10 protein-coding genes, 1 other RNA gene and 1 pseudogene are annotated in these 24,079 nt (G+C 53.7%); 7 read left to right on the plus strand and 5 right to left on the minus strand.

What is annotated here, in order from left to right:
- Positions 1-441 precede the first annotated feature (441 nt).
- The 6 genes from C2U53_RS29470 to C2U53_RS29495 all read left to right on the plus strand — a co-directional run bounded on the left by C2U53_RS29470 (position 442) and on the right by C2U53_RS29495 (position 17,831).
- On the plus strand, positions 442-11,178 hold the full coding sequence (locus C2U53_RS29470) for a BapA/Bap/LapF family large adhesin (protein WP_104446849.1): 10,737 nt from the start codon (positions 442-444) through the stop codon (positions 11,176-11,178).
- 82 nt (positions 11,179-11,260) lie between these two features.
- Positions 11,261-12,667 (plus strand): TolC family outer membrane protein, encoded by a 1,407-nt coding sequence (locus C2U53_RS29475; RefSeq protein ID WP_104446850.1) that lies wholly within the window; start codon positions 11,261-11,263, stop codon positions 12,665-12,667.
- Complete coding sequence (locus C2U53_RS29480; RefSeq protein ID WP_104446851.1) at positions 12,664-14,850, plus strand: type I secretion system permease/ATPase; 2,187 nt, start codon at positions 12,664-12,666, stop codon at positions 14,848-14,850. Before C2U53_RS29475 ends, C2U53_RS29480 begins: the two co-directional genes overlap by 4 nt.
- Positions 14,831-16,021: an HlyD family efflux transporter periplasmic adaptor subunit gene (locus tag C2U53_RS29485; RefSeq protein ID WP_104446852.1), complete on the plus strand. Its 1,191-nt coding sequence runs from the start codon at positions 14,831-14,833 to the stop codon at positions 16,019-16,021. The genes C2U53_RS29480 and C2U53_RS29485 overlap by 20 nt, the downstream gene beginning before the upstream one ends.
- A gap of 62 nt (positions 16,022-16,083) precedes the next feature.
- Positions 16,084-16,446, plus strand: a transfer-messenger RNA (tmRNA) gene (gene ssrA, locus C2U53_RS29490).
- Between the two features lie 194 nt (positions 16,447-16,640).
- Positions 16,641-17,831, plus strand: a complete 1,191-nt coding sequence (locus tag C2U53_RS29495) for an integrase domain-containing protein (protein ID WP_104446853.1) — start codon at positions 16,641-16,643, stop codon at positions 17,829-17,831.
- Positions 17,832-17,840: 9 nt separating this feature from the next.
- Here C2U53_RS29495 and C2U53_RS29500 read toward each other — a convergent pair whose 3' ends face one another.
- From C2U53_RS29500 to C2U53_RS29520, 5 genes and pseudogenes are all read right to left on the minus strand, one after another.
- Positions 17,841-18,755 (minus strand): hypothetical protein, encoded by a 915-nt coding sequence (locus C2U53_RS29500; RefSeq protein ID WP_104446854.1) that lies wholly within the window; start codon positions 18,753-18,755, stop codon positions 17,841-17,843.
- Positions 18,752-21,235: a hypothetical protein gene (locus tag C2U53_RS29505; RefSeq protein ID WP_104446855.1), complete on the minus strand. Its 2,484-nt coding sequence runs from the start codon at positions 21,233-21,235 to the stop codon at positions 18,752-18,754. Before C2U53_RS29505 ends, C2U53_RS29500 begins: the two co-directional genes overlap by 4 nt.
- Positions 21,236-21,587: 352 nt before the next feature.
- Positions 21,588-22,153: pseudogene (locus tag C2U53_RS29510) on the minus strand (phage polarity suppression protein).
- A gap of 16 nt (positions 22,154-22,169) precedes the next feature.
- Positions 22,170-22,415, minus strand: a complete 246-nt coding sequence (locus C2U53_RS29515) for an ogr/Delta-like zinc finger family protein (RefSeq protein ID WP_104446857.1) — start codon at positions 22,413-22,415, stop codon at positions 22,170-22,172.
- Complete coding sequence (locus C2U53_RS29520) at positions 22,412-23,149, minus strand: glycoprotein 3 (protein ID WP_104446858.1); 738 nt, start codon at positions 23,147-23,149, stop codon at positions 22,412-22,414. The genes C2U53_RS29515 and C2U53_RS29520 overlap by 4 nt, the downstream gene beginning before the upstream one ends.
- Positions 23,150-23,881: 732 nt before the next feature.
- Here C2U53_RS29520 and C2U53_RS29525 point away from each other — a divergent pair.
- A complete protein-coding gene (locus tag C2U53_RS29525) occupies positions 23,882-24,079 on the plus strand; it encodes a hypothetical protein (protein WP_044329145.1) in 198 nt (65 codons plus the stop codon).

The raw sequence follows: 24,079 nt of genomic DNA on the forward strand, positions 1-24,079 counted from the left end.
CAAATAATTTTTTTTGACATTTTAATAGTCAAAAATACCAATACAATTTATGTAAGAAATCAATACCTATCCGGCTAGCAGAAATCATAAAATTAATTTCAATACAATGAGATAAATCACACTCGCTTTCCGCACCGTACCGTTTCACGTCGCCAATCGGTGCAAAACTGTATATATTTTACCGCCACTAAACAAATCGCAAATATACGTTAATTTGCAGAATGAGTTCTTTCTGACTATATCATCTAATACGAAAGTATCAGTGGATCAAAAAAACAAAGGGTTATTCAACGCAACAGAAACCATCATCTGCACGGCCATAACATTGTCATCACCGGCAAGAATTCATCCACATGATGAACGGGATCGCTCGTCTGTACTTTTCCCTGCCCGGTAGTTTTAACGAATTTATGCACAGAGCTAGCCATCAGGAGTGATCATATGCGTCATCTCGCCGTTATATCCAGGTTGACGGGCGTTTCCACCAATGTTGAAGCCTCTGAAGTCACACTTAATGCCCCTTCCATTGTGAAATTATCCGCAGAGCGTAGCGACATCAGCCAACTGGCTCGTGTGAATCAGGATCTGGTGATCACCTTTACGTCCGGTGAAAAACTGACCGTTAAAAATTTCTATGTGGCGAACGACCAGGGGGCCAGCCAACTGGTGCTGGAAGACAGTCACGGTGCTCTGTGGTGGGTGGAAAACCCGGAAAACGGTCTGCATTTTGAACAAATTTCAACCATTGACGATTTACTGATTACTGCCGGCGAATCTCACGAAGGCGGAGCACTCTGGCCATGGCTTCTGGGGGGCGCGGTTGCTGCCGGTGGAATCGTGGCCATCGCATCCTCGGGAGGTGGCAGCAGTCATCATCATGATAACGACAATGGTAATCCTGATGATGGTTCCGGGAACGGCGGCACGCCGGGGGATGCGGGCGGAAATAACGGAAGTGGAAATAACAGCGGCGGCGATAACAACACGAACCTTCCGGGCGGGGAAAATTCCACACCACCGACGGCCCCTGTGATTACCAGCGCAACAGATGCCGTCTCCGCCATTACGGGGGCGATTCAGGAAAACCAGAGCACCAACGACAGCCAGCCGATGATTGCCGGTACAGGTGAAGCTGGCTCCGTCATCACCCTCTATGACAATGGGCAGGTCATGGGGATCGTTATCGTCGATGAACAAGGAAACTGGAGCTATAAACCCGACCTCCCGCTTTCCGAAGGCGAACACGTACTGACCGCGACCGCGACGGACGAAAACGGTAATACCAGCGCCATCTCCGGTGATTTCACCTTTACCGTCGACACGATTGCCCCTGATGAGGTCTCCGGGTTAGCGATTTCTGAAGATGGGCTCTGGGTTTCAGGGATCGCAGAAGCGGGTTGTGTCGTCACGATTTTCGACAACCAGCACAATGTCCTGGCCGCGGTTCAGGTCGATGACACTGGCCGGTTTACCGTTCGCCTCACTTCAGCGCAAACCGATTCCGAACAGCTGTATGCCGATATTTCTGACGCTGCGGGTAACGAAGGTGACGAAGCCGCCTTTCTCGGTTCCGACTCAGGTTTTCCTGATGCCCCCACCATTACCGGCATCATTGATGACACGCAACCCATCGCGGTGACGTTAGGCAGCGGTCAGTTTACCAAGGACACCACCCCCACCCTTACAGGTACCGCGTTGCCTGGCGCAGTCGTGACCATTTATGAAAATGGTATCGCGATCGGCACGGCGAGTGCCAACGATGGCACGTGGACGTTCGATCTGACAGATGTGCCTGAAGGGTTGCACAACTACACGGCCACGCAGACCACAGAGGACGGCATCAGCGGCAATACGATAGAATTTGCGGTCACCGTGGATACTACCCCACCGGCGGCACCCGACGATCTGCTCGTCTCGCAAAACGGAACCGTGCTGACCGGCAACGCCGAGGCGGGAAGTAAAGTCACCATTGCTGACGCCAGCGGCACCACGCTCGGCACCGTAACCGCAGACAGCGAAGGGAAATTCAGCTTCCCGCTCAATCCGCCACGGGTAAACGGGGAAGTTCTGACCGCCATCGCCACGGATAAAGCGGGAAATGACAGCTCGCCAGCCAACGCAACCGCTCCTGATATCACGCCTCCGCAGGCGGCCGGTGATCTGGATGTTTCTGACGATGGGACAACCGTAACCGGTACCGCCGAGCCAGGCACAACGGTGACCATTTACGGCAGCGACAACACCCCGCTGGGATCTGAACAGGTTCAACCCGACGGCTCATTTACCGTCACACTGAACCCACCACAAACCAACGGAGAAATTTTAACTGCCATCGTCAAGGATCCGGCGAATCTGACCAGTCCTCCGGCGACCGCCCTCGCCCCGGACACGACCCCGCCGCAGCCCGCCGGAAACCTGGACGTCTCGGATGATGGTACCACCGTGACGGGGACAGCAGAACCCGGCAGCACGGTGACGATTCGCGATCCGGACGGTAACCCGATTGGCCAGGGTCAAACCGACGGCGAGGGGAATTTCACCGTCACGCTGGACACGCCACAAACCAATGGTGAAACGCTTACTGCCACAGTGACCGATCCGGCAAATCAGAACAGCACGCCAGCCAACGTTACCGCGCCGGATACCACCGCGCCGCAGCCACCTACGGCGGTTATTTCAACAGACGGCACCACCCTGACCGCCACCGCCGAACCCGGCAGTACGATTACGATTAAAGACAGTGACGGCAATACGCTGGCGGAAACCGGTCCGGTACCGGAGAGCGGAACGCTGGTGATCCCCCTTAACCCGCCGCAGGCCAACGGTGAAACGCTGAGCGTCACCGCCACCGATGCCGCGAGCAATACCAGCCAGCCAACTGACGTTACGGCCCCGGATATCACAGCGCCAGACGCCCCCGTCGTCAGTGCGATTATCGATGATGCCGGCGCGCAGAAAGGCAATCTGAGTGATAGCCAGCGCACGGACGACAACACGTTGACCTTCAACGGTACCGGTGAACCCGGCGCAACCATCACCATTCTGGACGGAGGGACCCCGCTTGCGGGAACCGCCACCGTGGACAGCAACGGCAACTGGACGCTCACCACACCGGTGCTGGGCGACGGCGACCATACCTTCACCGTCACCGCGACCGATGCGGAAAACCAGACCAGCACACCTTCTGCACCCATCACGATTACCGTCGATACCACGCCGCCAGTCGTTCCGATCGTGACCCTGACTGACAACACTGGCAGCAACGTAGGTGAACTGACGGACAACGACGTGACCGACGCCACGCAACCGGTGTTAAGTGGAAGCGGCACCGCCGGAGACACCATTACGGTGTATGACGGAACGGCGATCATTGGCACGACAAAAGTTGCGGAAAACGGGAGCTGGAGCTTTACCCCGACTCCCGCGCTGGGCGAAGGCGACCATACGCTGCGCGTCACCGCCAGCGATCCTCTGGGCAACACCAGCGAGAAATCCTCCCCGATAACCATTACGGTGGATACCACCGCCCCCGACACTCCGGCGCTGACGCTGACGGATGGCGCAAATGGCCCACTCACCGACGGTCAGGCGACCCGGGAAACCCAGCCGGTTCTGAGCGGTACGGGAACAGATGGCGATATCATCAGCATTTACGACAATGGCGATCTGGTTACCACCGTCACGGTGACTAACGGCGTCTGGAGCTACACGTCGGATGCCCTTGATGAGGGCGACCATGTTTTTACCCTCACCAGCACCGATCCGGCGGGTAATATCAGTGAACCCTCCGCGCCGATCGGCATTCTGGTAGATACCACCCCACCCGCCGTGCCCAACCTGACCGTCACTGACCGCGTCGGCAATCAGACCGGCACTCTCGATAACGGTCAGTACACCGATGATACGCGACCGCTGCTGAGCGGAAGTGGTACGCCAGGCGACACGATCACTATCACGCTGGATGGCGTCGCGCTGCCATCGCTGGTGATTGATAATTCCGGGAACTGGAGCATCCCGTCGCCACTGCTGGCGCAGGGCGACCATATCATCAAGATCACCGCGACCGATCCCGCCGGTAACAGCAGCACCTCGCCGGATCGCATTGTTCGCGTGGATACCCAGGCGCCTGGCACGCCAACGCTGGCTGTGAGCGATGATGACGGGGCGTTGAACGCCGGAGCGCAAACCAACGATACCACCCCAACGCTGAGTGGGACGGGCGAGACGGGTAGCATTGTCACCATTCTGAATAACGGCGTGGAGATTGGCACTGCCGAGGTCATTGATGGCGTCTGGAGCTTTACCCCGGATAGCGCCCTGGTCGAAGGCCATTACAACTTTAGCGTGACGGCAAAAGATGCCGCAGGTAACACCAGTCAGCCGTCGGAGGCGACTGGCATCATCATTGATACCCAGGCACCCGACGCGCCGTTTATCACCTCGCTGGGCAGTCCGGCAATCACCAATCAGCCCGGGTTACCCATTAGCGGTACCGGCGAACCCGGCAGCACCATCACCCTGTCGAATGGCAGCACGGCGATTGGCACGGCTGAAGTCGATGCCGCAGGGAACTGGACGATCACCCCGGATTCGCCGCTCACCGAAGGCAATTACACGTTGACGGCAACGGCCACCGATCCGGCGGGTAACGTCAGCACACCTTCTGCCTCCATCTCGCTGAACGTCGATCTGACTAAACCGGCGTCCCCGGAGGAGGTAACGATCACAGCCGATGGCGCGACGGTCAGCGGCACGGCGGAAACCGGCAGCACGGTGACGATCCGCGATACCGACGGCAATGTGATTGGTACGGGCGTGGCAACGGACGGCACGTTCCAGATTCAGGTCACGCCAGCGCAAACAGGCGTCAATTCGCTGACCGCTACGGCGCAGGATGCCGCCGGTAACACCAGCGATCCCACTAACTTTACCGGCTCCGGCACCGGGCTGCCGGTCATCAGCGCGATAGTCGATGACACCGGCACCATTCAGGGCGATCTGAAGAGCGGACAAACCACTGACGATACGCAACCGGGACTGCGCGGCGTTTCCACACCGAACTCAACCGTCGATATTCTGGTCGACGGCATCGTTGTCGCGTCAAACGTCCCGGTTGACGAGAACGGCAACTGGAACTGGACATCCACCGCCACGTTAGCCGATGGCCTGCACACCTTCGAGGTTATCGATACTGTGGATGGCAGCAAAGCGTCAGCCGTGGTCAACATCACCGTCGATCTCACTCCAGCGGCACAACCGTCGATTGGCAGCGTGACAGATGATGTCGCCCCGGGTACGGGAACACTGACCAGCGGGCAGACGACCAACGATACCCGTCCCACCCTGAGCGGCAGCGGCACCAACGGCGAAACCATCACGATTTACGATGGCAATACGCCAATCGGTCAGGTACAGGTCGTCAACGGCACGTGGAGTTTTACGCCTCCCACCGGTCTGGGGGAAGGCAGCCACAATCTGACCATCACTGCCACCGATGCGGCAGGGAATACCAGCGTCGCGTCGGAAGCATTTGTCGTGGTGGTGGATACCACGCCACCAGTAGCGCCAACCCTTACCAGCGCCACGGATAACAGCGAGCCGCACACAGGCGTCATCAGTAACGGTGGCAGCACCAATGACACCACACCCGCCTTTACCGGCAGCGGTGAAGAAGGCAGTACGATTACCCTCTATGACAATGGCGTGAAAATCGGCACCACGCAGGTCACCAACGGTAGCTGGAGTTTTACCTCTCCGACACTTGCCACAGGCTCACATGCGATTACCGTCACCGCCACCGATGCGATGGGTAACGTCAGCGCGCCTTCCACCGCGTACACGGTGAACGTCGATACCACCGCGCCACGGGTACCGGTGATTCAAAGCGTCACCGATGACACCACTCCGTCAACCGGCGTACTGGCGAACGGACAAAGCACCAATGATACTCAGCCAACCTTCCAGGGAACGGCGGAGCCGGGTGCCACTGTTACGCTGTATGACGGCGGACTCGCCGTGGGCAGCGTGGTGGTGGGCACCGATGGAAGCTGGTCGCTCTCACCGGATACCCCATTAGGCAGCGGCCCACACAATCTGACCGTCACGGCCACGGACGCGGCAGGCAACGAAGGCCCGTCCGCCGCGTTCACTCTGACCGTGGACACACAGGCGCCATCGGCTCCTGTCATCAGTTCCGTCAGTGATGATGTCGCCCCGAATAGTGGTTCGCTGAACAACGGACAAAGCACCAACGACACGCGGCCAACGCTGACCGGAACCGCCGAAGCGAACAGCACCGTCAGCATTTTTGACGGCACCACGCTGCTAGGCACCGTGCAGGCCAACGGTACAGGCGCATGGACCTTTACGCCCACCACCGCGCTGGGCAATGGCTCACACACGTTCAACGTAACCGCCACAGACGCGGCCGGTAACGTCAGCCCTGGCGCTACCTTTACTGTGGTCGTCGATACGGTTGCCCCTCCGGCTCCCACCATCGTCAGCGTCACCGATAACGTGACGCCAGGAACCGGTGCGCTCACCAGCGGGCAAAGCACCAATGATACCCGCCCGATCATGACCGGAACCGGTGAACCCGGTAGCACCATTAACGTCTACGATGGCAACGTTCTGCTTGGCACCGCCACCGTGACCGAAGGCGGGAGCTGGAGCTACCGACCGGACGGATTGTCCCAGGGGGGCCACTCGCTGAGGGTCACCGCCACCGACAGCGCGGGCAATACCGGCCCGGCATCAGCGAATTTTACGCTGACGGTCGATACCGTTTCGCCCGGCGCGCCAATAATCAGTAATGTGCAGGATGACGTTGGCCCAGTCACCGGCAGTCTGAGCAGCGGTCAAACCACCAACGATGCGCGTCCTGTTTTCACCGGCACCGGTGAACCGGGGACCACAATCAGCATCGCGGACAACGGCGTTCCCCTCGCCAGCGTGACGGTTGAGGCGAACGGGAGCTGGACCTTTACCCCCACCAGCGATCTGGGTCAGGGGAATCATCCGTTAACCTTCACCGCAACGGATGCCGCCGGTAACGTCGGTCCTTCTGCCAGTTTCACCGTCACGATAGATACCGCCGCACCGCTGGCACCGGTAATCACTTCTGTGGTCGATGACAGCGCGCCGCAAACCGGCAATCTGTCGCCCAATCAGAGCACCAATGACACTCGCCCAACGCTTAACGGCACGGCAGAGCCTGGCACCACGCTAACCTTTACCGATAACGGCACGGTCATTGGCAGCCTCGTTGTCGGTACGGACGGCAACTGGACCTTCACACCAACCACCGCCCTGACTAACGGCGCGCATACCCTTGCTGTGACCGCGACTGACGCCGCGGGCAACGTCGGTCCGGCGGCCAGTTTCGCCGTCACGGTGGATACGCTGGCGCCAACCGCGCCGGTGATTACCACCATTCTTGATGATGTCAGCAATATCATCGGTCCCGTCGGCAGCGGACAAAGCACCAATGACACCCTGCCAGAGCTGCGTGGCACCAGCGAGCCGGGCGCATTCATCACACTCTATGACGGCGCAACGTTACTCACGCCAACCCCGATTCAGGCGGATGCCAACGGCGCGTGGAGCTTTACGCCTACCACCGCACTGACGGAGGGTGCGCATACCTTTACCGCCAAAGCCACCGACGCCGCGGGCAATGTCAGCGCATCGTCGGCGACATCGACCATCGTGGTGGATACCACGCCGCCCGGCACGCCGACCAATCTGGCGGTGGTCACCAACGGCAGTCACGTCACCGGTACGGCAGAGGCCGGCAGCACGGTCACTATCGCCAGCAGCAATGGCACGGTGCTGGGTACCGGCGTTGCGGACGGCACCACTGGCAGCTTTAACATTCTGATTACCCCTGCGCAGGTCGGTGGAGAGACGTTGCAGGTAGTCGCCCAGGACAAAGCGGGTAATACCGGGACCTCCGGCAGCGTCATTGCGCCGTTCAGTGGTCTGCCTGGTGCCCCGGTGATCGCCTCGTTGACGGACGATGTGGGCTCTATCACCGGCCTGGTGGCCAACGGTCAGGCCACCAATGACGCCAGACCGTTGTTAAACGGGACGGGTCAGCCGTTCTCCACCATCACGGTGTACAGCGACGGCGTCTCTATTGGCAGCACCAGCGTGGATGCGCAAGGTAACTGGTCACTGACCCCGCAGGCCAACATCGCCGACGGAACGCACATCCTCACCGCCACAGCCACTAACACCAACGGCACCAGTACGCTGTCATCCGGTTATACCGTCACGGTGGATACGGTCACGGCCGCGCCAACGGGCACCGTGAGCGCCGACGGTGCCAGCATCAGCGGCACCGCTGAAGCGGGCAGTACGGTGAGCATCACGCTTAGCACGGGCTTAACGGTGACCACAACCGCCAACAGCAGCGGCAATTACACCTATACCTTCGATCGCAAACAGACCAGCGGCGAGAACATCAGCGTCAGCGCCACGGACGCCGTCGGCAACGCCTCGACCCCGACGCAGGTCACCGCGCCAACGCTGCCCATCTCGGCCAGCGATAACGTTGAAAATCTGGAGTTAACCTCCAGTGCCACCGTCACAACCGAGCAACTGAGCGACTATGGTTTGCTGCTGGTTGGCGCGCTGGGCAACGTGGCGAACGTGTTAGGTAACGATACGGCAGCCGTGGAGTTCACCATTCAGGACGGCGGCAGCGCCAGTCTGGTGATAGACGCCAGCGCTACCGGGGTTGTGCTCTCGTTGCTGAATACGCAGGAGGTGGCGATCCAGAAATATGATGCCGCGACTAACTCGTGGACCACGGTCATCGACACCGCGCAGGCACAGTTTGCCAATTTACTGACGCTCGGCAGCAGCGGCGTCACGGTGAACGTGTCCGGACTGGAGGGCGGTACTTATCGGGTTCTGACCTATAACACCGCGCTGCTGGCAACCGGCTCTTACACCGCACTGAACGTCAGCGTCGAAGAGACCAGTGCCGGTACCATCACTACCACCACGCCGCAGACCGGCAACGTGCTGAATAACGACAGCGCGCCGCAGGATACCCTTGTCACCACAGTCACTAACGCCAACGGACAAGTCTTTACGCTTAACGCTGGCAGTAACGTCATTCAGGGCGTCTACGGCACGCTGACGATTAATCAGGACGGTAGCTACAGCTATGCGCTGAACCCGAACAGTCCGGCCTCAGTGATTGGCCGCACGGAGAGCTTCACCTACACCATCAACGGCGGCGGCAACAGCGCCTCGGCGAAGCTGGTGATTACTCTGGGCAATGACGCTCCGGTCAGCAGCGTGACCGCCGTCGATAACGTCGCCACCCTGCCCTATGACACGCATGTGGAGGCGATCAACAACGGGGCGTCCTCGCAGGGCGGCTTTACGGTGGTGAACGTCAGTCTGGGCAACGTGCTGGATCTGGGCGTACTGGACAAACTGAGCAACCCAATTATTTTCGACGTTGAGCAGGGTTCTACGCGCACCATGACGCTGCAATCCTCCATTGGCGGCGTGGCGGTGGCGTCCAGCTTCGATCTGTACATCTATCGCTTCAACGACGTCACCCAGAAGTTTGAACAGTGGCGAGTGGAGAAAAACTGGCTGAACGCACCGCTGCTGGGCGGTCAGTCCGACAAGCTGACGCTGAATCTGCCGGGCGGCGAATACCTGTTCCTGCTGAACCCGGCATTTGGCGTCACGGCGTTAACCGGCTATACCCTGAACGTGCTGGAGGATCATGTTTACAGCGTTGACAGCCTGACCACCAGCACCCAGGGCAATGTGTTGAGCGATGATATCGCCCCCGCCGGCACGCTGGTCACCCAGGTAAACGGTGTGGCGGTTGCCGCTACCGGCCCGACGACTATTGTCGGCACCTACGGCACGTTAACCATTGATGCGAAAGGGAACTACACCTACACCCTGAAAAGCGGCGTAGGCGCGGACGGCACCAAAACACCGGACAGCTTCATCTACACGGTGAAAGCGCCAAACGGGGATACCGATACCGCCTCGCTCAATATCCAGCCGACTGCCCGTCCGCTGGATGCCGTGAACGATGTCAGCGATACCCTGTTGGCCCCGTCCGTACAGGACACCACGAGTTATCTGGATTCCACCGTCGGGAGTGCCAGTTGGGGAGTACTTGGCAGAACCGGTAGCGGCAGCGGAACCTTTGACGTCGCGGCAGGCACCATTCTGAAAGGCGCGTCCATCGTCTTTGATGTCTCGACGCTAGTGACGCTGGGCAATCTGACCATTAGCTGGTCAATACTGGAAAACGGCGTGGTCGTTCGCTCCGGTACCGTGCCGGTCGCCAATATCACGCTCGGCGGCGCCACCGTGACCGTCAATCTGAGCGGGCTGGAGCTGGATGGCGGCACCTACACGCTGAACTTCACCGGCAATAACACCCTGGCGGGCGCAGCGACCATTACGCCGAAAATCACCGGGACGACGGTCGATCTGGATAACTTCGAAACCTCCGGCACGCACACCGTCAGCGGCAATATCTTTGACGGCAGCGACTCCGGCGGTGCGATGGACCAATTGAATACCGTCGATACGCGCCTGACCATTACCGGTTACAACGGCAGTACCGCCACGCTGGATCCTTACTCCAGCGCCACTACAACCATTCAGGGCCACTACGGTTCTCTGCAAATTCGCACCGACGGTTCGTACACCTACACGCTCAACAACGGTGTGGCGCTCTCGTCCATCACCACGAAGGAGACATTCACTTACACGCTCAATGACACCCACGGTCATACCGATACCGCCACGCTGACGGTGGATATCGCCCCGCAGGTAAGCAGTACCGTGCAAAGCGACATGCTGGTGGGATCGGTATATGGCGACACGCTGATCTACAACCTGCTCAACGCCAGCGATGCCACGGGCGGCAACGGGACTGACACATGGAGAAACTTCTCGCTGGCGCAGGGCGACAAAATTGACATCGGCGATTTGCTGGTGGGCTGGAACGGGCAAACCGCCTCGCTGGGCAACTATCTCAGCGTCAGCACCAGCGGCGGCAATACCACTCTCTCTATTGACCGTGACGGGGCGGGCAGCACTTACCACTCCACGCAACTGGTAACCCTGGAGAATGTACAAACCACGCTGACGGAGCTTATCGAACAAAACCATATTGTGACCTGATAAAGGCCAGTAGCACGACAACACAACGACCCCGGGCGCACGCTCGCCCGGGGCAAAAAACAACGCTCAATTAGGGAAGAAAATGGGAAAACGACAGCTTACTTTCTGGTGGCTGGCGGGCAATCTGTGCGCTGCGCCCGCTATCGCTGCCGTGGAAATGCCCCGCATCGCCCCGCAGCAGTGGGTTGAACGGCAGGAACTGCCCGCGCTTGATGGCCCGATGCCGCAAAGCGGCGACAGCGCCGCGCCCGGCGAACTGACCCTCTCTCAGGCGGTCAATCGCGCCGTCACCTGGCATCCATCGATCGCGGAAGTGGTCGGTAAACTGTATGCCCAAATTCAGCAGGTCGATGTTGCAAAAGCCAAATACTATCCGCAGGTTAACGCCGGGATGAATAACGGCTATACCAACAGCTATTCCGACAGCGGATTCAGCCCGTCGCTGGTACTGTCACTGTCGCAAATGCTCTATGACTTTGGAAAAGTCGCAAGCCAGGTGCGGGCAGAAAACGCCGGCGTGGCGCAGGAGCAGGCCAACGTGCTGCTCAGCATTGATACCGTCAGCCATGAAACGGCAACCGCTATTGTACAGGTGCAGACCTGGCAGCAGATGGTGGCGGTGGCAAAGGAGCAACTGGATGCCCTGAGCGCCATTGGCAGGCTGGCGAATCAGCGCAACGATGAAGGCGCCAGCTCGCTGTCGGACGTGGTGCAGACCGATGCGCGCATTGAGGGCGCCCGCTCCCAACTCGTACAGTATCAGGCCAATCTTGAGAGCTCGCAGGCGACGCTCATGACCTGGCTGGGCTGGAAAAACCTTAACACCATCAGCAACGACTTCCCGCAAAAGCTGGGCCGCAGTTGCGAACGGGCAAAGCCGGATGACAAGCTGGTACCCGCCGTTCTTGCCGCCTGGGCGCAGGCCAACGTCGCCCAGGCTAATCTCGACTACGCCAACGCGCAGATGACGCCGACGGTTTCGCTGGAGCCGGAGGTTCGCCACTATCTCAATGATAATTATGCCGGGCATGAGTCCGTTGACCGCACTCAGTATTCGGCGTGGGTCAAAGTGGAGATGCCCATTTATCAGGGCGGCGGCTTAACCGCCCGGCGCAACGCCGCCAGCCACGCGGTGGAATCCGCCCAGTCAGCCATCCAGCGCACCCGGCTGGACGTTCGCAAGAAGCTGCTTGCGGATCGCAGTGAAGCGATGAACCTGGTGACCTCCTTGCAGATCCAGAAGCGTCAGGAGACGTTGAGTGAACGGACGCGCGAGCTGTACCAGCAACAGTATCTCGACCTTGGTTCCCGACCGCTTCTCGATGTGCTTAACGCTGAACAGGAGGTCTATCAGGCGCGCTTCGCACAGTTACAGACAGAGAGTCAGTTGCATCAACTGCAGCTTAACTGCCTGTACAACACCGGTCAGATGCGCCAGGCCTTTGGTCTGGAAAACCGCACCATTCAGTCAGTGGAGATTCAGCCATGACTCACGCCGACATTCCTGGCGACGAGCGCATCACCGCACCGGCGCTGGCCAACTGGGCGCGGGCAATGAGCCATATCGCCACCCATTATCGTATTGCCTGTTCTCCCGGCGCGTTGCAGGCCAGCGCCCCGTGGTTCCAGGATAAACCGATGCCGCAGGCGCTCAGCCAACTGGCCCGCCAGGCCGGACTCTCTTTTCAGCCGCTGGCTCCCAGCGAACAGTCGCTCACCCGCTGGCGTCTGCCGGTGGTGATCCAGCTCCAGGAGGGTGAACTGGTACTGGTTGAACAGTTCGACGGCGAAGACCAGCTTGACGTCTGTTTTATCAACGGCGAACTCCAGCGCAACCGGATCGCCCTGCGCGACCTGCTGCCGACGGTCCGTTTCATTATCGCGTTACGTCCGCTTTCCGCCGTGAAAGACCGCCGGGTGGATACCTATATCTCGCGTTTCAAACCCGACTGGCTGAAAAGCCTGGTGCTGAAAGATCTACGTCCTTACGGCCCGGTGATGCTGGCAGCATTGCTGATCAACATCCTGTCGCTTTCCGGGATCGTCTTCTCGATGCAGGTGTATGACCGGGTGATCCCCGCGCAATCGTGGCCGTCGTTGTATGTCCTTGCCGTCGGCGTTTTGATCGCCATGTTGTTTGGTTTTCTGCTGCGACTCGCCCGTGGTCATGTGATGGATCTGTTGGGTAAGCGCGCCGATATGCGGGTGTCGGATCGCGTGTTCAGCCACGCTCTACGCCTGCGTAATAGCGCGATCCCGCGCTCCACCGGCAGCTTTATTTCGCAGCTACGCGAGCTGGAACAGATCCGCGAGATGGTGACATCTTCCACGATCTCCACCATTGTGGATCTGCCCTTCTTTTTCCTGTTCATCGTGGTGCTGGCGATCATCGCCCCGCCGCTCGCCTGGATCGCCCCGGTCGCCGCGCTGCTGATGATCCTTCCCGGTCTACTGTTGCAAAAAAAGCTCGCGGAGCTGGCGAATCAGTCAGCGCACGAGGCCACGCTGCGTAACGCCGTGCTGGTCGAAAGCGTTCAGGGGCTGGAGGACATCAAGCTGATGCAGGCGGAGAACCGGTTTCTGCAACAGTGGAACAGCTATATCCGCATCACCGCCGAGTCCGGACTGCGCACCCGCGAACTGTCGCAAGGGCTAATCAACTGGGGGGTGACCATCCAGGGGCTGGTTTATGCGGCAATGGTGATGTTTGGCGCTCCGCTGGTGATTGAAGGCACGCTGACGACCGGCTCGGTGGTTGCTGCCTCCATGCTTGGCTCAAGAATGATCGCCCCGATGGGTAATCTGTGCGGCGTGCTGGCACGCTGGCAGCAGGTGAAAGCCGCTAAAAAGGGGCTGGACAGCATTATGGAATTTCCCACTGAGACCCAGCGTGACGAAACGCGGGTGCATCAGGAGATCTTTCGCGGTCATTATCTGTTCGAGAACGCACAGTTTCGCTATCACAGTGAAGACCAGCGAGTGCCACTGCGCATTAACCGACTGGAGATCGCCGCCGGCGAGCGCATCGCGGTGCTCGGGCGCAACGGCGCGGGCAAATCCACGCTTTTGCAGGCGCTGGCAGGCGGCGTGGATCTGGTCGAGGGCGACGCCCGTCTCGATAACCTCAGCCTGCCGCACATCGATATGGCCGATTTGCGCCGCAACGTCGGGCTACTGAGCCAGAACGCGCGCCTGTTTTTTGGCACCCTGCGCGAGAACCTGACGCTCGGCGCCCCGCACGCCAGCGACGACGAGATATTTACCGTGCTGGAGATTTGCGGTGCAGCCAACTTCGTGAAACGGCTGCCGAAAGGGCTCGATCATCCGATTATGGAAGGCGGCAGCGGGTTATCCGGCGGTCAGCGACAGTCCATCATGCTCGCCCGCATGCTGCTGCGCGCCCCCAATATCGTCCTGCTCGATGAGCCCACCGCCTCGCTGGATGAGCATTCCGAACGCGAGTTTATTCAACGACTGGGACAATGGCTCGGCAACCGCACTCTGATCGTCGCCACCCATCGCGTACCGGTACTGGAGCTGGTCGAACGGGTGGTGGTGCTTAAAGAGGGGCAACTGGTGATGGACGCGCCGAAAGCACAGGCGCTGGGGCAAAGTCGAATGGCCGCGCAGGTCAACACGCGGGAGTGGAAAAATGAAAACCAGTCAGCCTGACGCGACCCACGACGCGCTCGACGACAGCCGCGAGCGAGAATTCTCAGGTGCCAGCCGCATCATCTGGCTCACCGCGATCTTGTGTCTGCTTCTCGCGGTGTGGGCGTGGTTCGGCATTCTTGATGAGGTCTCGACGGGCACCGGCAAGGTAATCCCCAGTTCGCGCGAGCAGGTATTGCAGTCGCTCGACGGGGGGATCCTCGCCGAACTGATGGTGCATGAAGGCGATCAGGTCCAGGCGGGACAGGTACTGGCGCGAATGGACCCGACGCGCTCGGAGTCTAACGTCGGCGAAAGCGCCGCCCGCTATCGTGCCTCGCTGGCATCCAGTCAGCGCCTGACGGCTGAGGTTAGCGACAAGCCGCTGGTTTTCTCTGACGAACTGAACGCCTGGCCGGATCTGCTCGCCTCGGAAACGCGACTTTACACCAGTCGCCGCGCACAACTCGCCGACGCGCAGTCTGAGCTCAAAGAGGCGCTGACGCTGGTGAATAAAGAGCTGGCGATCACCGAGCGGCTGGCAAAAAGCGGCGCCGCCAGCCACGTCGAGGTGCTACGTTTGCAACGGCAAAAAAGCGATATTGGTCTGAAGCTCACGGATTTGCGCTCGCAATATTACGTCCAGGCGCGCGAGGCGCTGTCTAAAGCCAACGCCGAAGTGGCAATGCTCTCCGCCATCATTAAGGGACGCGAAGATTCGGTGACCCGCCTGACCGTTCGCTCACCGGTTCGCGGCATTGTGAAGAACATTCAGGTCACGACCATCGGCGGCGTGATCCCGCCAAACGGCGAGATGATGGAGATCGTACCGGTTGACGATCATCTGCTGATTGAAACGCGTCTGTCGCCGCGCGACATCGCTTTTGTCCACCCCGGCCAGCGCGCGCTGGTGAAAATCACCGCCTACGATTACGCCATTTACGGCGGACTGGAAGGTGTTGTCGAAACCATTTCGCCGGATACCATTCAGGACAAAGTGAAGCCGGAAATCTTCTACTACCGCGTTTTCATTCGTACCCATCAGGACTATCTGCAAAACAAGCTGGGACGCCGTTTTTCCATCGTACCGGGCATGATCGCGACAGTGGATATAAAAACAGGTGAAAAAAGCATCGTCGACTATTTAATCAAACCGTTCAACCGAGCCAAAGAAGCGCTGCGCGAGCGGTAAATGCCTGATGATTGGGGGTGGCAAGGGCTGTCACAAGTCTGTTATACTTGTCTTAACACATTGGGGCTGATTCTGGATTCGACGGGATTTGCGAAACCCAAGGTGCATGCCGAGGGGCGGTTGGCCTCGTAAAAAGCCGCAAAAAATAGTCGCAAACGACGAAAACTACGCTTTAGCAGCTTAATAACCTGCTCTGAGCCCTCTCTCCCTAGCTTCCGCTCTTAAGACGGGGATCAAAGAGAGGTCAAACCCAAAAGAGATCGCGTGGATGCCCTGCCTGGGGTTGAAGCGTTAAAACTAATCAGGCTAGTCTGGTAGTGGCGTGTCAATCCGCAGGTGCCAGGCGAATGTAAAGACTGACTAAGCATGTAGTACCGAGGATGTAGGAATTTCGGACGCGGGTTCAACTCCCGCCAGCTCCACCAAAATTCTCCATCGGTGATTACCAGAGTCATCCGATGAAGTCCTAAGAGCCCGCACGGCGCAAGCCCTGCGGGCTTTTTTGTGTCTGTTGTTGTCCGAGGGCATCCGGCTAAATCCAGAGAAAATTGGTACACGTTTAGGTACACGCTATACTATGGCCCATTAAACGTGTACCAATTATGGAAGGGATCCAGACATGGCGCGCATCACACGCCCCCTCACTAACAATGAAATTCTCAAAGCGAAACCCCGCGAAAAAGACTACACCCTGCATGATGGGGACGGCCTGTTCTTACTCGTGAAAACATCTGGTAAAAAGCTCTGGCGCTTCCGATACCAACGCCCGGTAAGTAATATCCGAACGAATCTGAGTCTCGGATCATACCCTGCCCTTACACTTGCAGCAGCTCGCCAGATACGCGACCAACATTTGGCTACACTCGCGCAGGGGATGGATCCACAACAGCAGCAAGAGCAAGCATCAGAGCAACGTCAGATTGAGCTGGATAGCATTTTCTCAACTGTGGCCGCCAACTGGTTCAAAATTAAGAGCAAAAGCGTCACTGAGAACTACGCGAAAGATATTTGGCGTTCTCTAGATAAAGACGTATTCCCAGCAATAGGTGCAATACCTGTTCAGGAGATTAAGGCCAGAACGATAGTTGAAGCATTGGAGCCAATCAAAGCACGTGGCGCATTAGAGACGGTTCGTCGCTTAGTCCAGCGCATTAACGAGATCATGATTTACGCAGTCAATACAGGACTGATTGATGCGAATCCGGCATCAGGTGTTGGAATGGCATTTGAGAAACCCAAAAAGCAGAACATGCCCACGCTACGGCCAGAAGAATTGCCGATGCTTATGCGCTCTTTAGTGATGTCGAATCTCTCTGTTTCGACTCGTTGTCTTATTGAATGGCAGCTCCTGACCCTAGTTCGTCCATCGGAGGCATCTGGCGCTCGATGGACAGAGATCGATCTCGATACAAAGCTCTGGACAATTCCTGCAGAGCGGATGAAGGCTAAGCGTGAGCACATTGTTCCTTTATCACCACAAGCAATAGAAATTCTGAATGTGATGAAACCTATTAGTGCACATCGAGAACATGTTTTTCCCAGCAGAAATAATCCAAAACAGCCTATGAATAGTCAAACTGCCAATGCTGCACTTAAGCGAATAGGTTATGGTGGGAAATTGGTTGCACATGGCCTACGCTCTATAGCAAGTACTGCAATGAACGAAGCAGGGATGAATCCAGATGTCATAGAAGCTGCTCTTGCACATATAGATAAAAATGAAATAAGAAGAGCATATAACCGAAGCACATACATTCAGCAACGCGTTGAGCTAATGGAATGGTGGGGTAATATAATAGCCCATCACTGAACAATAGCCCTAATTAGGGCCTAAAATTGTTTTAAGTTCACTATTCAATATAGTTCCTTTATCAATTTTATGTTTTAAATCTTGGAGAAAGGAACTTTCATACCGTTCCTTTAATTTTATTTCAGCATCTAAATTCATTGATGCAATAAATAAATTCAACTCCTGCAATAAATACGCCCTCAGCTTTATAAGACTCAATATGAAATTTATTTTTCTATAGTATTTATATGTATCACTTAAATTATCACTCCCTAACCCTCGCATATTCCACCCCCAACCCTTAGTAATTTTCAATATTTCTAAATTCTTTACATTTGAATATTGTATATAGTTCCCACCAAATAAATCCATTACATGATGAGGCATATCCTTACACGCACTTAAATTAACAATAAAGTCCCTGACCGACATCCCACCACCACACTCTTTTGGTATTGATAACTTGAGAACATGTTCAATGCTTTCATAAGCCTTGTGTTTTCCATGCTTCCTTTTAATTAAATTACTATAAACAGGAACAATCATCACGGCTACATTCAGAAACTCAAAAATATTAATCCCATCGATACTCTGAAAAAAAAACTCATCATCAAATGAATATTTATAATATTTCACCCCATTATTATAAAGCAGGTCAGATGTGAATTTCCGCATTACATCACCAACTAAACCAGCACTTTCACGATATTTTTTGCCGGTTATTACCTCTAAGAGTTTTACTGTCTTTGTTATATCTTCCTCACTCCCTACAAACTCTATAGCTAAATATCCATAGTTAGTATAGTTAGAGTAAGGCGCAACAAAACTTTTAAGATCACTTATAAACATATGGCAATGATTTTCATTCACATTCACTGAATGTTTTTTATATATGGCCGATAGTAATTTCCTCACATATATAAATCTCTTTTTATTATAAATCATGACATCTCCTTACTTTTAAAATATTCTATGTATTTTTTCTCTTGCTCCTCTATGTCAGAGAGCAGAGTGTTAACATTTCTAGAAAACTTTGTTTTATCAGAATACGCAGAAGTCATCATGAATGTTGCGAAGAATACATCCCATAAATTGTAAGATGGCATGTTATTTTTCTCTGCATACAATCTGACCAATGCACTAGGATGCATATATATTTCTTCTGGTATTGCGTAGTGACTACATCCAGAACTGGAGTATTCCAATGGAATGCTGGCTAACAAATCATATAATTTCCTTCCCCAGTTGAATCTCAAACCATACATATTAATGTTAGTGTCATCATCAAGAGTTAGCCCTAACCCATATATAAACTCGATTTTTTTGGAGTCGTCACCAAGGTAGTAAGTCCATTCATTTTTAATTATCTCTAGAATTTCATTGTTCTCAAAAAACTCTGCTAAAACAATACCCATTCCTGTTACAAACATAAAATTTGCGAAGGGAGGAATTGAAAAAATAATCTTTTGTGTTTCTGCAAGATCTACAATATCTTCAGAGCCATATAATAATAAAAATTGAGACAGGCTCTCTTTTAATGCACAAGGGTATAATAACTTCACAATCTCATTGTCATTTTTGATGAATCCATTGACTAATTCATTTGTTATCCAATAGCACCTGTATCCATTATAGTCTGGCATGCTGCTATTTATTTTTAAATTACCTCTACCGTGCATTACTGATAACATTTTAACTTTACTAACTAACTGCTTATTAAACCAACCATCCAAATAACCTTCATTATTTTTGCTGATCAAGCTAATATCATGAGTATTACTTATAACTTTTGATACAAACTCATCTCTCTTAGAAAAAACAACGTGCCCTACTTCATTCAAATTAATTTCATTCACAAACCAAAACGATTCATCATAAAAACCTGTAAGAGTGTTAATTATCCGTTCAATTCCCCCCTGAACTCTTAAGGACTCGATATTAATTATATCCTCTGCTATTTGACGAGACGAAGTTACTACCTTACCTTCTATTTTCTTTTCTAATATTATCTTATCTTTAACCACTTCCAAATATTTTAATGATTCACGCGAGAATTTATGTAGGTAGATGTTTCTTTTATCAAACCAATTTATTGACTCCACTAAATCATTCATCGCGGACAAGTCTATTTTTTCAACGAATCTAACATAAGATAAGAATAGCATTATGGGCAATAAAGATAAATACTCCCACACTCCAATCGTTTTGGATAAGCCGCCATCACCTAAGGTCAATAGCTTAATATTTTCCGCGTCGTTGAAAACCCTATAGACATCATTCAGTAATTCAATCGATAGCTCTATATCTCCATCAAGTGATGATTGTTCAAAATAATTCTGAATCGCAATCATCGTACCATTGATCTCATCATACCTCTTATTTTTAACATTCGTATTAAGGCATTCAACAATAATTGAAAAACAAGTTTTTTCTAACCAGTTATGATTTTTTATACTTTGAGGTGATGCAAGAGTCGCCGTCGCAAAATTCACGTCAAGTTTAAATCCAGGCGTAAAGTACAACTTTTCATACTCATATATATCCTCAAACCAAATACTATTTGTAGGTATCTTATTTTTCAATTTACGGTAATTATATAAAAAAACCACTAACTCTGTAGCCACACCAACAAACCTATGTCCATTAGTTATTTGATTACGCCCTATTAGTTCGGTTAAGCGTACTAATGTTAATAAATTTGCTTTTGCAAGTTTATATTCGTGCGCTTGAAAACTTTTCTCATACCAAAGAGAATTCCCAGCTACAACGTTATTTATTGATTTATTGACTTTTTCCATCACCAATAAACTCAACCTTGACGGATCAAATAATTCAAACATCCTTTTACCTAGAGGGATAAAAGACATAGCAGCTACTGCCGAACCTATAAAAATCAATACTATTGATAACGGATTAGTCGCCACCCCTAAACAATTTAGACAGAGCTGTATAACACCGAACACAGTAAATAATGATAAAAACCTTAAATAGAAATTACTAAGCCTATCATTTATCAGAACTCGTCTTATCTTATCATCCGTGTTTGCGTAAATTACACCAGCTATTGCAACCATAGCAGAGAAATACAAACCAATAAAAACACCACTTATACTTGTTACAACTCCAAGTAGAGTCCCATAGTTCCCACCTCCGTCAACCTTAAAGGATAACCCCTTAAAGAAATTAGAGAAAAACGATTGAGAGAAATAGAGAAACAGGCTAATTAAGATAGGCATTACCAATGAAAAAAAAGATAACTTGAGCAATGCAAACCCTGCGCCCGCATTTTCTCTCTTTTCGGTTATTGTGTTTTTGAGTTTATATAGATATTTATAAACCTCAAACACTAAACTTTTAATAGTATAATAATATTGCCACGTTTTCTTTTTTCTCATGAAATAAAGTGCAATTTTTGATGCAAGCATAAATCCCTATCCCCAGAGTATCGGCTAGATTCTTACCAATTCCTTCAAAAGAATTTTAACACCCTGCTTCGATTTTAACACTCAGCGAGAGAGATATTTGTGATTTTCACTTGTTACTTGAATGCCTAGATAATAATTATTGTTTTGTTCACGGCGCGCAATGCTCTCCCCGCCACGCCTGCCTGCTTAAGGGGCCGCTTTTAATGCAGGTGCAAAGGTAGATTCAGGCCGCGCCGCGACTGGCGCTGGCAGGGAGTACAGGGGTGGGAAAACGCATGCAAAACCATGCACCTTATGGATGCATGGCTTTTTTCGGGAAAAATAGCGGAATTTCCGGGGATTTTTTTGCGTGCTACCGTGCGGCCAGTTCTGCACGCCGGCGGGTATAAATCATGTTCTGTACAGGGGTGAATTTTTCACGATTATCATCCCGCGAAGGCGCGTCAGGCCTGTATCCGATGGCCGTTAAAATATCTTTATCCTGTGCAGAATAATTAATGTCATTTCCAGCGGTCAGCCAGACGGAAAGAGCTTCTCTCAGGAAAGAGACTGAACGGTCAAGCGCGCGATTTTTTATCATCGCGGGCTGGTTTTTAATCCCCATCAGCTCCGGTGCCAGAACGGCGGTCAGCTCTGCGCCGTTCTGCTGCATAAAATCATGCAGCCGGTTACGGATGCTGATACGCTGCACCTCCTCATGCGAGAAGATGTAGCGACCGGCGGCCTGATTAACTTCCCATTTTTTTACGTCAATCAGGTCACGCAGCGTCTGTAGTCTGCGGGAGCCTGATGCATTGTCATCCAGCAATAATTCCTGATATTCCTGCTCTGCGGCGGTCAGTTCGGCTTTACGGTTCAGCCACGCGGTTTGTTCGTCTGGCAGGCGTCATAGGCCTGCTGTAAGGTCAGGGTGGTCACGGATTGTCTCTCCTGATTAATGGCGGAACGGCGAGCTGTAGCAGCCTTTTACCCGACGGGGTGCCACGGGGGCTGTCGGCACCGGCGCGGGTTTCTCATCGACGACCGGCAAACGTATCACTTCAAATATGGACTCATGCGTTTTGAATGTCGCCGAGCAGTGCACATTCTGGCACTGCAGGTAACTCTCTTTGACACTCTCAGACATATAGCGGCTGGTGCGAACGTGAGCCGCCGTGCGGCAGAAAGGGCAGCGCATCATGACAGTAGCCTCCGTGCTTTCAGGTCGGCTTCACGTTCCCGCATTTTTTCCTGCCAGACTTTCCGCTGAACAGGAGTGGCCGCAACGTCATGCTCCATATGCTGCAGCGTGGAGGCCGACAGCCCTGTTTTAAACAGCACCGGTTCATCGGTCAGACGGATATTGCAGCCTTTCACGGCTTGTTCAAGCCACGCTTTCACCTGCTGCATAACGGCCTGTTCTGGCTTGATATAGCCCTGATGCCCGGTGGTATTGGCAAGCGGGTTATTCAGAACCAGTATGTTGAGTTTCATTGCCCTGACCAGCGCGCTACAGGTGTCACGCAGGGCAGCATCAAGTTCATGCTCTGCATACTGGCTGAGGACGCTGTGATGTGCCTGACGATACGCTCTGGCCGTCCGGTCACACGCGCCTTTAAGGCTGTCCAGCTCGAAAGACAGCACCTCAGCCATATTGTCACATTCCTGCGCCAGTTCCCGCCGTGCCACTCGCGCAATATGGCGCTGTTTCAGGTCGTCGGTAATGACAGCGCCACCGGCACGAAAGGCGCTACGCCATGCGCCGGAATCATTGCCGTTTTCCTGCTCCAGTTCCTTTTTTTGTACTTTCACTTGGCTGATGGCCGTCGTGGTTTCATCCATGCATCGGGCACTGGCGAGATGCGCTTCTCTGGCCGTCTCAAGACACTCCATTGCGGGTTTAAGGTAGTCGGGAATAACAGCAGTCTGAGTCATGTCGGGTCTCCTCTTCGTTTCAATCTGATGAGATTCTGCCGCGCCAGACACAACAACACGATTCATTGCCGTTGTGGCAAAAATGACATAAACAGACCTTAAAACCCGGCTGGCCAGAGAAAAGTCTCAGGAAAACCTTACTCACTGTTTGTTTTTTTACTTATAACTATTCACTACTGTTCACTGAAAAGAAAAAGATTAGTAATACAGTAAGATAAAGGGTGAACAGTTGAGGGTGTAACTGACGGTGAGGGGACAAAAAAGGATACGCAAAGGAGCCGCGGCTCCAGAGTGACATGAAAGCCCGTTGATGCGGGCTTTTTTATTGCTGCTCTCTGGCCTCATTCGCCACTCTCAATGCGGCCGCAAACAACAGCCCGCTTTTCTTTCATCGCAGCCTGTCACCTTCCCCTCATACGTCTTTTTAGCCATAGCTGATGTGAGCGTCTGCTGTGAGCTGTGAGTTCAACTGATAGACGCAACACACTTATTGAACCGTTCTACGGCGGCTTCATAGTCTGGCGTTTAGCCTTTCTTTAACACCATTGAGATATGCTGGAGTCCTCCTGAACACCAGACAAGCCACGCCAATTCTTTGGTTTATAAAAAACGAGATCTGGTCCAGATTCAGACTTGCAGGCATGTTCAACTTGTTTTGCGCCATGTCCTACGTAGTATCTTCCTGTCAATAAAACATTGGCTCTACGCGAGCCATTTATTCAAGGAATGAATATGTACGTTCTGGCACTGATTTTCGCCCTTTCCAATAACACAACGAAAAGTGAAGTGATTGGCGCGTTTAGCGATCTGGCGCAATGCGAGACGGCATCACTGGCCTATTCGTCAAAGACAAAATGCTATTTTATTGACCCGCAAAAAGGCATGCTGGAAGTGGATAATATAAACACGCAACGTTTACACAAAAAATAA

The sequence above is a fragment of the Citrobacter sp. CFNIH10 genome, from assembly GCF_002934585.1.
Classification (GTDB): Bacteria; Pseudomonadota; Gammaproteobacteria; order Enterobacterales; family Enterobacteriaceae; genus Citrobacter_A; species Citrobacter_A amalonaticus.